The organism is Nostoc sp. ChiQUE02, from assembly GCF_034531305.2.
Taxonomy (GTDB): domain Bacteria; phylum Cyanobacteriota; class Cyanobacteriia; order Cyanobacteriales; family Nostocaceae; genus Nostoc.
On record NZ_JAVRBN020000007.1, the window covers coordinates 237,499 to 251,032 of the forward strand.

Sequence of the window (13,534 nt, forward strand, 5' to 3'; positions counted from 1 at the left end):
CAAGCATAAATCTTAGAGTTGTAAACTTTAATACACCCCTAATACAGTATTTCTGATAAATTGCCTTTTTACGCACAAATATAAGTATTTTGTATACACTACATCGGGAGGTTAAAAAATAATTTAGAGAGAAATCTGATCTCAGGCTTCCTTAGCTCAGAAATTCGGAGAGTCAAAATAAGAAAGTGTTGAGTCCTAATCCCCCACTGCAAGCATTTCTGAATTCTAACAATTAATAAAACTCAACGATTTAATGCAATTAACTGCTTGTTTGTCTATAGACAGGGGAATTTCAATCCAGAACTCAGTTCCTTGACCAGGTTCTGATATACATCTCAGTGTTCCCCTATGTTTTTCCACTATAATCTGATAGCTAATTGATAAACCTAATCCTGTACCCTTACCTACAGGCTTAGTTGTGAAAAATGGATTAAACAATCGTTCCTTAACTACTTCTGTCATCCCTGAACCATTATCAGCAATTCGGATAACACAGTTTGTTTTTATGACTTCTGTAGTAATTGTAATTGTATTAGGATTAGTATGAATTTCTGCGATCACGCGCTTACTGTTATAGTTTTCGAGCGCATCGATTGCATTACTGATAATATTCATGAATACTTGATTTAGTTGACCAGCGTAGCAATCAACTAAAGGCAAATTTCCATAATTTTTAACTACTCTAACACCAGGATGCTCAATGCTATTTTTAAACCGATTCTGTAAAATCAGCAAAGTACTATCCAGTCCTTGATGAATATCAACCTTTTTCATCTCAGCTTCATCAAGACGAGAGAAGTTCCGGAGAGACAACACAATTTCCGAAATTCGTTCGGCTCCTACTTGCATCGAAGTTAGAATTTTGGGCAAATCATCCAGTAAAAAATCTAACTCAATTTCCTTGATGTATTCTTGAATTTCTGATACAGGATTGGCATAAAATTGCTGGTAAAGATACACAAGCTTTAGCAAAGACTGCGTATAATCTTTTGCATATTTCAAATTTCCGTAAATAAAATTAACCGGGTTGTTAATTTCGTGAGCGACTCCTGCAACTAACTGCCCCAAACTGGACATTTTCTCAGCTTGGACTAATTGGGCTTGAGTCTGCTGTAGTTCGCGGAGAGATTGTTCCAATTTTTTAGCCTGAGCTTCAGCAATTTCCGCTAAATTCTCTTTAATTTGTAGCGCACTGCGTAGTTGTGCCCTTTGCTGTTTCAGTTCACTTGTTAACTTTTTGGCATCAGCCAAAGCAGTATTCTGAGCTTGCAGTAGAAATAGGAAATCAACAATTGGGTCGTGAATCGCAAAGTCTTTGAGTTTGATACCCAGAGGAGCCAGGCTAGTTGTATCTGTAATCCAGGGAGAACCTAAAAAAAATATCACCTCCTGCTCTGGTTGATACATCATCTGACCCTTGAGCTGCATTCCATTATGGAGAAACTCTAAAATAAACAGCGCACGAGATTGTTTACTAATAGCATCAAAATCAACCAAAATTTTTGGACGATTGATCTTGAAATACTGCTCAATCAATTTACCGACTAATGGTTCAGGACTAATGCGCCCTAAGACATCACCAGCTTGTACAATTTCCCGATTACGGCTAAAGGCAAAGTGGAAGGGAAAAGCTTTCGCCAGCAACTCTGGCGAAAGCGTAAGGTGAGGAGGAGCCATGCTACTGCACTCAATTTGGTTTATAAATCACTAAAAATTCATCATGTTCAGCACCCTCATCTCGATTTTGGGTTTGGGTAATATGAACTTCTGTATCAAACCTGGTTCCTAATCCTTTGACTAGTCCAAGAATCATTGGTGTTAGCCCTTCTCTATCAGAACGATAGTGTAAGCTCAGAGAATTTTCTTCCATATCAGTACATTCAAATGATGGGGGCTGAAGTTTGGGAAAACTAACTCCCACACGAGCATGAAGATTGTCGAGGTTTTCTAAAAACTCAGGGAGTTCATCTCCACTCATATCCATCATTTCGCCATAGCCTTCTTGAGCTGTGTACTGAACCCAGAATTCACCAAAGGCTTGCATAATCTCTGAGGGAGATAAACTCAGAACGACACTAGCAGCTTTTACCAGCTTGTGGGTGATGTCATCGGGATAGCCTTCCATACTGAGGAAAACATCTACCTCTACCTCTGCTTTGTGCTTAATTTCTTTCCAAGTCTCTTCGCCAAAGCGACTGCACACCATGTCTTGAATCGCCTTATTCACTAATCCGTACATGGAAGCTCCTCTTGCTGCACCTAATTTTGTTTTATGAATTTGCCCAAGACTCGAGAACTAAATTCCTTAAAAGGGTTATTTAAATGACAAAATTTTTTGTAGTCAAACCTTGAAATGTTTTATGACAGCTTTAAAAACCGAAAGATAGGTAAAACTGTTTGCATTTTAATGCTACAAATACTCCTTGTTACAACCGTATTTTCACTTATTCCTTTTACCCAATACTTTGTCAAGCTAGTTTTGAGGGTTTGTAGTCAGACTAAAGTCCTTACCCTTCTCCTAACGGAAACACTCTTGCTAGCAAGCTTTAAGAGTGGGGCTATGCAGACTCGTTGGCGCAGCCTCTTCTCTAGGAGACGCTGCTTCGCGTTTGGAAAAGACCGCGCTGACTCACTACGAACTTACTTACCCATCAATTTTAACTTGACAAACTACTGCATCTATAAATCAGAAGGCAGCCATGAATCAGGATACAAGCTATATTTAGAGATTTGACGCTGAATTCCGTTAAAAAATTGGACACGAGCATCCATAGCTTCTGTAATAGCCAGCTTGATCTTGATATCCTCTTCATTCATGGTGATTCGAGGTTCAATCACTGCTGCTAGCTTCGCTGCATGACTATCATCCACATCAATATGGACTTCAAAAAAGATTAGCGATTCTTTGGGTAAGGGAGCAGCACCGACAATTCCTTTGTATAGTTGCGTGTACAGCGAACTAACAATCCCTTCAGAAGCATAACAGACAGCACCCAGTGCAGCTAAATAGCCGTACTTGTGTGGCATCCGCAAGTAGGTTTCAATAAGGGCGCGAGTTTCAGGTGCAGTGGGTAGTGCTGTCAGAGTTTCGTCATCGATACCAAGTGCGCGGGTAAATTGACGAAACAATTCTGGGTGGGACTGAGTTATATCTCCTTGTCCCATCTCGTCAAATAGGTTTTCCAAGATGACTAACTGACTACTTTCATCTTGGCAGCAAGACAAAATACTAGCCAAGATACGATTAAATTCTTTGGAGAATTTGTACATCTGGACGGCTAGTACCTGTACATCTGGTAAAAATAAATTTCCAGTACGACAGCGGATGAGAAACTCATGATTCCATAGAGGATGATTAACCGTTATTTCACGGAAGGAATTTCTCACTAAAGAAGATGTCTGTGTCATCGTGATATTTGTAGGGCTAGATGGAGGGGTTGGTCAAGTAAGGGGCTAAAAAATGATTCATCTATTGCTATATGTTCTGGAGTCACATGCAATTCCTGTAAGATTGGCATTGTATTGAAGCCAGCAATTTTAAGAGCATTAAAGTAATCCTCAAGAGTTTTGTGAATCAATTGCACATTTAGCCAGGAGCCGTCTCGTTTCCAAATACGACCAGGAAACTGCTGATCTCGCTTGCTGAAGTAGCCTGCACCCTCAACTTGAAAATAAAACGGATATGCTGCCTCCCGCATATATGGAAAAGATGGATGAGGAACGCTGAATACAAATCGACCGCCCGGACGAAGAATGCGTGCAACTTCTGCCATACATTCCTGGGTCTGAGCAATTGTCAAATAGTTAAATAAAAACACTGCAACGACTAGGTCAATTTCGCCATCATCAAACTGCTTGAGATTGGTAGCAGATCCTACTTCATAGCTAATACCCAACGCATCTTCGACTTCTTGAAAGTTTGCTGCTGCAATCATGCCTTGGGAAAGGTCTATTCCATGTACCTGTGCAGCGCCACGTCGGCGTAATTCTCGACTGCAATAACCTTCTCCACAACCTATATCGAGTACTCGCAACCCAGTAACAGGCTCACAAAGCTCTAGTACAAAAGGGCGTGCTGTAAAGTCTGATAGGGAAGTAGGTTCTCCTCTAATCCACTCTGATGCTGTGCGATTATATAAGTTTTTAGTTGAGTTTATGTGATTCAGATTTGACATTTTTAAGTATTAATCTATATTTGAGTTATCTTTGTTTTAATCAATTTAGTCCAATAACACTAAAATACATAATATATATGTTTTAACAATTAATATTTCTATTGATAATGTTAATTCTACTGATTTTCATTGCTTGGTAATTTTGTCTTTAAAAACGATCTTTTCAAAGTAATAATTAACCTGACATTATAAACTTGTTAGTTTCTTCAAATATAAACGGCAAAATATAATTTAGCTTCATGAATTTCTGATATTACTTAGTTAATAGCTACTTCATCTATAGCTAGTTTTATTTTTAAGATTCAACTTCATCTATGCTTTACCAATAAACTTAAAATTAACTATTTTAATCAAGATAGATAAGAGAAATAAAACAGTATATTTTACGAAGTGTAAAGAGAATAACCTTGTTAATTTGTAATAGCCAGATTCATTTTGAAAACGAAATGGCTTTGGATACATGAATTATTTGGCCAATTTAGAATAACGTTGGAAGAAATGATGTTAGAAGAACTGTTAGCAGAATCATCGGTGTGCGATCGCTTGCAATATGAGCGTGCGATGTCTACGACGGGCTACGCCAACGCATTTTCTGAGATTGGCGATCGACTCTTTGATGAGCTTGCGGATAAAATTGCTACAAGGAGACAGTACCGACTACTGTTTGAACACACATTAAAGCCTGAGTTATTCCAGCAGATCCGCATTGCTGCTGCGGGTTATATTTCAGCATGTCTGAATAGTCCCATCATTCTTTCGGAAGCTGAAATGCTTGAACGACTACTGGAAGCAAGAAATACTTTGCCTAACTACACCGGCACTGGTCTTTTGATGCCCAAGCGAGAGCACATTCTGGCATTTAACCTTTTTCAAAAGAGCGTCGCAGAGGCTTTCTACCAACTAGGAGCAAATGACCTGATTGATGCAGTGGATTTACCAGTAAATCTCCGTATGGTCTACGGCAAGACTGACCCGATAAAGTTGGGTTTGCCCTTTGCTAGCTCAAAGTGCCATAGCGATGTCTGGGCAGGTGTTGCTGCTGATGCGACTGTAGTAGTTCTGCCACTATTTGGTGACATCGATAATATAACTATCGAAGCGGGTGAAATGCCACGTGAGATGGAACTACAAGCTATGCGGGTGATGTCAGACTTCGACGACGGTCGGGATATTCCAATGGTTGTCTCCTACACGGAAGCACAACTACAACACGGCACAATGTACTTTAATGATGCCCGTGGATTGCACCAAACAGTAAGAAGGAAAGCTGAAGGTCTGAGAATTTCAGTAGATTTCCGGTTCCGCAGGAAATTTAATGAAGCTTACCGGGCAATGGTAGCACCTAATATTGGTGGTGTTGAAGAAGATATGAGTGTGCCTTATGAAGACTGGCTGAAGGTTGGTAAAGAAACCCTAATTGTGTTTGATGAAACTGTTGAACAGGCTAATAATAGGCAGAATGCTGACGCTCCAGTTCCACTTTATACTCGAGGTTATCGCCTTTTAAATATGTTTAACTTTTGATTTGCAAAAAACCAAGCCATAAAAAAGAGGTCTTTTTTGACCTCTTACCAATTCCCTAAAATAATCTTCTATTTACAGAATTACGACAAACCAGCATTAGCACCTTGCTTACCAGTTGCCAGTTCCACCTTGATAATTTTGCCGCCTGCTTTTTGAATACGTTGCTGTTCGCGGAACCAGTTTTCGTATGGAACTAGCTTAGTGAAGTAAGTATTTTGCAGCTCGCGTTGAGTACGAACTCGGGTTTGGCTGGGAACTAGAGCAGTAATTTTAAACAAACGGGCCATGTTTTGAAAATCTCCTGTATAGTTTGTGAAAACTTTTTTTATCTCAAAATCTTGAGTGCAAATCTTTTAATCATTCAAAGGCTGGAAATCAAACATCAATACTAGACCACCAACACTCATCAATGATAATTTACCAAGATAAGCAATATAACGTTCTAGCACTCACGATTGATTTCCAGACCTTAATAAAGCCGCACCTAAATTCTTAAGCGCAAACTAGTTCTTAGCTTAAGCCAGAGGAGATATAGTCTAAGTAAACGCCCATTTCCTTACCGGCGTCAGAACCTACCAAACTGGCGGTTACTTCCTTGATTGCTTGGATAGCTTGTACGGTAGCACCGACGGGAACACCTAAAGAGTTATAGGTTTCTTTCAAGCCATTTAGTACACGCTCATCAAGGATGGAAGGATCGCCAGCCAACATAGCGTAGGTGGCATAGCGGAGGTAGTAGTCTAAATCACGGATGCAAGCAGCATAGCGGCGGGTGGTGTACATGTTGCCGCCGGGACGGGTGATGTCAGAGTACAGCAAAGATTTTGCTACAGCTTCTTTGACGATCGCAGCAGCGTTAGCGCTGATGGTGCTAGCAGCACGTACCCGCAGTTCGCCAGTGGAGAAGTAGCCTTTTAGCTTCTCTAAAGCAGAAGAGTCTAGGTATTTACCTTGAACGTCTGCGGAGTTAATGACAGCGGTAATTGCGTCTTGAGCCATGTTGTTAATTCCTTATTTCCAACCGTATTGCAATACTTCTGTTTCGGCAGGGAAACAGCATCACCCTATAGCAGGGCGCCAACTAAGTAGTCGAAGTAGCCACCAGCTTCAGCAGCGTCATCACCAGAGAGTAATGTACTAGCTACATTCTTTAGCCCACGGATACCTTCAGCAACACCATCGATAGGGGTTCCCAAGGACTTGTACAGTTCACGGGCACCGATAACACCAATTTCTTCGATGGGGGTAACATCACCAGCAACGATACCGTAGGTAACGAGGCGGAGGTAGTAATCTAGGTCACGCAGACAAGTAGCAGTCAGTTCTTGACCGTAAGCGTTCCCACCAGGAGACACAACATCAGGACGCTTTTGGAACAGTTGATCGCCAGCTTGCTTAACGAGGCGTTCGCGATTTTCTGTCAAAACTTGAGCAATCCGTACACGGCGCTCACCACTTGCAACAAAGGATTTGATCCGATCTAACTCACCAGGGCTGAGATAGCGAGCTTCTGCATCTGCATTCACGATAGCTTTCGTGACGATACTCATTAATGGATTCCTCCAATACGAATGAAACCAGGATTTGATTAAACTGGTGCGACTTTAAATTTGGTTGACTGAGTTTGTTTTCTCATTCTTTTAGACACAACAGTTTAATAACTGCTACGGCTAATAAATTACGAGTTTGCTTGAGTCAACATAAGTACACAAGCTTTCAAACTCAGCTACCTTCCGCAAAACATTTTCCGGCATTCTGTTGAGCATTTATGACTGCTCTTAACACTTTGTAATATTGCTTTTCAGAATTTACTGTTCAAACTGCAATCTGAGAGCGGTATTACGAAAGGTTACGAAGGGGACAGGGGAAGGGTTACAGGTAACAATCTGTACCCTATTCCCTATTCCCTACTCCCTAGTCAACCGCCTGAACACTGCCGAGGTAGTTACCTGCTGGCAGAGATGGGAAGCGGTTGTAAGGCACAACATCTTCACCGAAGTAGCGGCTATATTCTGGACTTTCGACTATTGCTTCTACAGCAGTTGACAAACCGCTATCGGCTAGCAGCTTGTTATACTGGCGAATTTCTTCCTGAGTTGCGGGTGTACGCCCCAACAGGTGACGGAAGAGGAACTCAATCACCTTGGCATGAGGATAAGGTGACAAGAAGCGCTGGCGATAGATTTGGGAACTGGCTAGTTCACGCACAAACTCCCGGACGGAAATTTCACCATTCTGGAGTTTGCCCTCTAGGTCAGTACGGCGGAAATTATCAGGCACTTCACCGCTAAATACATCGAGCACTTGACGGTAAATGGCGTTGATAGCTTGTTGTTTTTCGGCTTGGTTGGTACTTTCTGTCAGACGGTAAATGCGTGCATGTTTACGCACATTTAGTTCCACAGATTGTCCGCTACCATCGTTGTAGGAACGACCCAGTTCAGCAAATGAAGGCTTGCTCTGGTTTATACCATTTGTTTGCGCTGCTATATCTGCGATCGCTTGTGCCAAAAGCGGCGTATCGCTAGCTCCGACGCGGGCTTGCACTGGCTTAAAGCTCGGTACAACTACGTCATCGTTTTGCTTGGTAAGCTGGTTATACAGCTTCTCGGTATTCGGGAAGTTTGCCGCAGGTAGGGTCGGGAAGCGACGGTAAGGCACCGTATCTTCACCAAATACCTGGTTATATTCAACACTATCTACCAAAGCACCAATAAAAGCACGAATACCTTGAGTAGCCAAAATCTGGTTATACTTGCGGATTTCTGCTTGATCTAGTGGCGCACGCCCTAAGAAGTGTTTGGTTCCCAACTCAATCACTTTGGTGTTGGGGTAGGGTGTGTAGAACTCCTTCAGGTAAAGGTTAGAGTAACCCAAACCTTCAATAAATTCCTTCACACTAATTTCGCCATTTCCCAGCTTGCTTTCCCACGCCGTAAATTCATTTTTGGCGATATAAGGTGCAATATCGCGCTCAAAAATCTGACGATAGGCAGCGCTAATCAAAGTTTTTACAGCAACTTTGTCACTGGTATTGGCCACCAGTTTGAAGATTTTGGTTTGTTCGCGTTGCTTGCTGACACCTTGGTTAATGCGGAACTGAATATCTGGCTCTGACCGCTTTTCTGTAACTGTACCCAGTGTCACAAAGCTCGGCGTTACTTCCTTCTGAACTTTCGCGGCAACATCTTCACGAATGCTACCAACGCGCAATTGTCGCCCTGATACACCACCAGGAGTCAAATACCGTTCGTAAGGAATTGTATCTTCACCAAATGCTTCGCTGTATTCTACGCTGTTAATAATGGCATCAACCACCGCGTAAAAGCCCTGTTTAGCAGCGATATCAAAGTACTTATTGATTTCTTGACGACCATAAGTCGGACGACCCAACAAGCGGCGGTGAATATACTCAATCGCTTTACAGACATACAGCGATGACCAGTATAGATTGCGGAATACATCCGACTTAGCCAAAGCACGGATAAACTCTCGCACAGAGATGTCGCCGTTTTCCAGCTTGATTTCCAATACCTTCGGGCGCTGACCTTCGTAAAGATCGCGACCGAAAACTTGCAGGTAAGCAGCTTTAATCACTGCTTGCGTAGAGCTTTCAGAGAATCTGACGCTAGAATTTTTGGCAGCCTTTTTACCTCTAGTACCAGGCAGCTGATCTAACTTGAACACCTTGGGCCCAAGGGTACCAGGAGCTTCACCCCGCGCTTTGGGATTACTATTTTGGTTATTAATCCCTGCCCCTTGGTGAATCAGGATGCGTTTGGTATCCTTGCCAAAAGGAGCCGGACGGGTGCTGGGGTTGCGAGTTTCTTTCGGGAAAATCGCCCCAAATTGAATTTCCAAGGGGTCATTACCAGAACCGTAAGGATGTTGGTCTGGTAGCGGTTGTTCGTAAGCAGCAAATGTAGTTATGAACTGAGGTATCTTGCGGAAAGGCGCACTGTAGTTAAACAGGTCTTGCTGCGGCCCCCAGTTGCGACATTCTTGGGCTTCTTGACCCAGACCCCGGAGGTAGGGTACTGTTTCTTCGCCAAAATAGTCGCCGTATTCAGCAGAATCTACTAAGGCATCTACTAAGGCTCGTAGACCACCGTTAGAAATAATCGAGAAGTATTTTTGTACTTCTTCTCGGCTACTTGGTCCCCGTCCTAAAATGTGACGGAAAGCTAGTTCGATGACTCGGCTGTTAATAAAAGGCTGGTAAAACTGTTTTTGGTAAAGGGGAGATTTAGCTAGACGACGGACAAACTCCTTCATGGAGATGTCGCCATTTTTCACCTTGGATTCTAGATCAGATATCGACAAGCTATAAGCACGGGTAATATCGCGCTCAAAGATTTGCCGATAGGCCGCTTTGACTACCTCATTTTTTTCGCTAGCTGACAACCCAGTCTTCATGACAAACTTGGGACGCCGTTCTGCCGCATTAAAGTAAATTTGGGGCAGTTGCAACCCTTGCTGGTCGCTAGAGGGGCGTTGGCGTAGTTTATTTGAAGGTGTGGCTGCTTTGAATTCTGTTAGCAAAACATCCATGTACTGAGACACAATTTCTGTAGCCTCAGCATCTTTGCGGAAAAAGGAAAGTGACCCAGCTTTGATTTCCTGCAAAGCTACTAGCGTTGCTTCACCAGAGCAGGCATTTTCAATTATTTCCCGCAAACCCCGTGTATTCACCGCTATGATGTTGGGGTCGCCAGCAACGATCGCATAAGTAGCGTAGCGCAAGAACCAGGATAAATCCCGCAAGCTCTTGGCCATGTTGCTCGGACCATAACGGGCAATGTTAATTGGTCTGAAACCTGGAGGTGTCGGGCCACTGGGGGATGAGTTAAATATTGAGCGTAAATTTTCTAGGAACCCACCACGGCTTTCAACGTAGGTTACAGTTCCCAGTTGCATTCCTTGCTGAACATTAGCACCAGCACTAACAGGTACTATTTCTATTTCTCTGGGCTTTTCTAAAAAAGCCATTGGCGAACCACCGACAAAAATCCGGTTGGCAGCGCGAGATACAATAATCTCGGCATTATCCGTCAGCGTCTGGGAAATTTCTAGACGCTTTGCACCAGATGCAAAATAGCTTGCCAGTTCATTTAATTCACCACTTCCCAAAAAGCGGTCTTGCTGCTCGGCTTGGGTAATTGTCGCTACAGCTAGGGTTTGATATAGTTGCGGACGCGCAACTGAGCTTCCACCACTTGCCTTAACACTCATCGGATTTGTAAAACTCCCATCATAATCATTTATGTGTTAAGTCTGGGTCGCTTTGAGGCTTGACACATCGGTGTGTCTGTGCTTTATGAGCTTGAGAGTACTGCCTGCAAAACTGCCAGTAAATTAACCCAGTTAGCTTTTAGATTAGAACGTTTTGCGTTCTCAAGGCTGGTTTATTAAGAAGTGTGTAGAACCTGTATCTAGAATGTATCCAGTCTTAAGAGTACATACTCTTATTTGGCTGAGACAAAATCTAAGTTTTGTAACTAAGTAATAGGGTCAGCATGGTCTACTGATGCCGAAAACCTCTTTTGCGGTAGTGTCCACCCTACGATTATTACAACTTGTACAAAATTTTAGTTAAAACCAAATTGCCTTCAGCAATATCGGTGGACAGTAGTCATGAGTCGATGTTAAGTTATTTTTGTTACTGATAAAGGAATATTAATAAATAACATCACTCTGGAAATAACTCTCAAAAGTGGGTGGTTTAAGCATTAGCTATCAGCATCTCTAACCGGAAAATACCATGTACAAAAGTTGCAAATTTAACTATTTATTCAATGCTACTCTGTCTGCGATCGCAGTTATTTTAGCTGTCACTCCTGCAAATGCGCTTCCAGAGCAAAACATCAACACTGTTGTTAAGTGGGCAAAGACCAGAACTCTACTACCAACTCTGAGATACAACAGCGAAGCCCACGGCTACGACGGTACAAAGGGAAATTTATATTTTTATGCTGATGTCACTTCTCAAAATGGGACAGTCACTAAAGAAGGAATAACTGTTAGTGGTAGCAATCGCCTTAAATTCACCACAAAAAATGCCAATGCAGTGAAATTGTTACAAAATATTTATAATTCTAATATTGCCAATGACTTCCAGAAGTCTCGGTATGTCACCAAAGTTGGACGTGACCAGTTTTATCGCGGGCAAAAGTTTGCTTACATTGCTGCTGAGGTACAAGGTGGATCAGCATTACAGATAATTCCTTTGAAAAATTTGCAAGAATTTATAGATAATGCCAAATATTGCCAAACCAATCAATGCGATATTTAATTAAACCTATTCTTAGCTGGACTTTATCCATTTTTTTGCAACGCGATTACTATCGCTGAAACCTCAATGGGATGGTAGTTTTACTTTTTTAATTTCATCGATAATCTGTGAGGTGGAAAAAGTATTTGCCAAAAAGCCAGGATTTTTGCCGGATAAAGAAAACCAAGTTCTTAATTTTGGATAAAGTCGAGCTTAAAGACCATTTATAAAGTAAAAATAAAATTACTGTAGGCTGTGTTAGGCGCATATTTCAATATGGTTTGTCACAAAAAACTTTGGTCAAGCGCCTAACGCACCGTATAATGTGGAGGTGCCTTAGGCTAAAGCCATAACACACCCTACTTAAGATTTACTTTATAAATCAACTCTTAAACTTGATATTTTATGCTGATAAAGCGACGTAAATTTCTAGGCTTGATTCCTGGTTTCGTAGTAGCTAGTACTGGCAGCATACTTTTGAGTTTAAATACGACAAAATATTTAACAGTTAATCGAAAACGAAATTTACCCTTCTTTTTAGGCTGGTATGACAACATTTACAATATTGATGTTTCAACTCAAGTATCTTCTAAAGGAATTGATCTATTAATACCTTATGTAGGAAAAGCAGACAAGGTAAAAATTCAAGCATTTCTGGATGCTTCTATGAAAGCAGGAATAAAAGTTTTATTAGAGATTTATCGTCCCCTAGTCGAATCAGAACATATCTTAAAAGTAAAAGACTTTATACGTACTTATAAAAATCATCCTTCCGTTTATGGTTGGTATCTTTATGATGAGCCAGAGATTAAAAAACCTACACCACTCTCTCCTAATTTATTAAAAAAAGTATATCAAGCTATTAAAGAAGAAGATAAAACTAAGCCAGTTGCTTTAGTTTTTGCTGACATAAAAAAAATTGAATTTTATGCTGATGCAATGGATATACTGATGTGGGATCGTTATCCTTGCGAGGAGGGAGTTCCAGAATTTGAATGGGTATTATCTTACCGAAAAGCACTCTATAAAGTCATTTATCTAGCTGATCTTAAAAAGAAAAAATTTTGGAACGTACTACAAGCTTATGGCAAGAATCAGTTCAAAAAACGACTACCAACAAAGGAAGAATTTCGCTATATATTTTATTTATCAGTCCTTGCAGGGGCTGATGGACTGCTATTTTGGACGCACTACCTCTCTTCACATTCCTGGAATGAGTTAGTTTTGTATCCTACTATTCAGGAATTTCGAGATTACATTCCTGCAATTGTTAGAGGCGAAGATTCAAAGAATTCAGTACAAGTAAATCACTCAAACATAGAAGTTAAATTATTCTCTATTCCTAATACTAAAAATTTTTTGATGATAGTTGTTAATCACAATAATACTCAGAGCAATTTCACTGTAAAACTTCCTCAAAAATTAGCTGGCAAAGTAGTTACTTTTAATCAAAAGCCTATTACAGAACTAATTGCTGAGGGAGGTTTTAGTACACTTTTAAAGGCTTACGAAGTTAGGCTATATCAAATTGGAATGTAAAATATGCTTTGATAAAAATAATTAT

General features: G+C 41.1%; 10 protein-coding genes and 1 pseudogene. 3 read left to right on the forward strand and 8 right to left on the reverse strand.

All coding sequences use genetic code 11. From position 1 onward, the window contains the following. Positions 1 to 225: 225 nt before the first annotated feature. The 4 genes from RM347_RS10300 to RM347_RS10315 all read right to left on the reverse strand — a co-directional run bounded on the left by RM347_RS10300 (position 226) and on the right by RM347_RS10315 (position 4,175). Complete coding sequence (locus RM347_RS10300) at positions 226 to 1,677, reverse strand: sensor histidine kinase (RefSeq protein WP_322716333.1); 1,452 nt, start codon at positions 1,675 to 1,677, stop codon at positions 226 to 228. A gap of 10 nt (positions 1,678 to 1,687) precedes the next feature. After that, positions 1,688 to 2,239, reverse strand: a complete 552-nt coding sequence (locus RM347_RS10305) for a heme NO-binding domain-containing protein (RefSeq protein ID WP_322716334.1) — start codon at positions 2,237 to 2,239, stop codon at positions 1,688 to 1,690. Positions 2,240 to 2,679: 440 nt separating this feature from the next. After that, positions 2,680 to 3,408, reverse strand: a complete 729-nt coding sequence (locus RM347_RS10310; RefSeq protein WP_322716335.1) for a TenA family transcriptional regulator — start codon at positions 3,406 to 3,408, stop codon at positions 2,680 to 2,682. Further along, positions 3,405 to 4,175: a class I SAM-dependent methyltransferase gene (locus tag RM347_RS10315; RefSeq protein ID WP_322716336.1), complete on the reverse strand. Its 771-nt coding sequence runs from the start codon at positions 4,173 to 4,175 to the stop codon at positions 3,405 to 3,407. The genes RM347_RS10310 and RM347_RS10315 overlap by 4 nt, the downstream gene beginning before the upstream one ends. 498 nt (positions 4,176 to 4,673) lie before the next feature. Between RM347_RS10315 and RM347_RS10320 the strand changes: the two genes are divergently transcribed. Next, positions 4,674 to 5,699, forward strand: a complete 1,026-nt coding sequence (locus RM347_RS10320; RefSeq protein ID WP_322716337.1) for a hypothetical protein — start codon at positions 4,674 to 4,676, stop codon at positions 5,697 to 5,699. Positions 5,700 to 5,779: 80 nt separating this feature from the next. Here RM347_RS10320 and RM347_RS10325 read toward each other — a convergent pair whose 3' ends face one another. From RM347_RS10325 to RM347_RS10340, 4 genes and pseudogenes are all read right to left on the reverse strand, one after another. Then, positions 5,780 to 5,986 (reverse strand): phycobilisome linker polypeptide, encoded by a 207-nt coding sequence (locus RM347_RS10325; protein WP_322716338.1) that lies wholly within the window; start codon positions 5,984 to 5,986, stop codon positions 5,780 to 5,782. A gap of 223 nt (positions 5,987 to 6,209) precedes the next feature. Next, a complete protein-coding gene (gene apcB / locus RM347_RS10330; protein WP_104908010.1) occupies positions 6,210 to 6,698 on the reverse strand; it encodes an allophycocyanin subunit beta in 489 nt (162 codons plus the stop codon). Between the two features lie 65 nt (positions 6,699 to 6,763). Beyond that, positions 6,764 to 7,249, reverse strand: coding sequence for an allophycocyanin subunit alpha (gene apcA / locus RM347_RS10335; protein ID WP_322716339.1), 486 nt, complete (start codon positions 7,247 to 7,249; stop codon positions 6,764 to 6,766). Positions 7,250 to 7,622: 373 nt separating this feature from the next. Continuing rightward, positions 7,623 to 10,931: pseudogene (locus tag RM347_RS10340) on the reverse strand (phycobilisome rod-core linker polypeptide); the annotation flags it as partial. Positions 10,932 to 11,460: 529 nt separating this feature from the next. On the opposite strand from RM347_RS10340, the gene RM347_RS10345 reads away from it, so the two are divergent. Both RM347_RS10345 and RM347_RS10350 read left to right on the forward strand, forming a co-directional pair. Further along, a complete protein-coding gene (locus tag RM347_RS10345; protein ID WP_322716340.1) occupies positions 11,461 to 11,991 on the forward strand; it encodes a hypothetical protein in 531 nt (176 codons plus the stop codon). A gap of 384 nt (positions 11,992 to 12,375) precedes the next feature. Beyond that, the gene (locus RM347_RS10350) at positions 12,376 to 13,509 is read left to right on the forward strand and encodes a glycoside hydrolase family 2 TIM barrel-domain containing protein (RefSeq protein ID WP_322716341.1); all 1,134 of its coding nucleotides are present in this window, start codon (positions 12,376 to 12,378) and stop codon (positions 13,507 to 13,509) included. Positions 13,510 to 13,534: the final 25 nt, after the last annotated feature.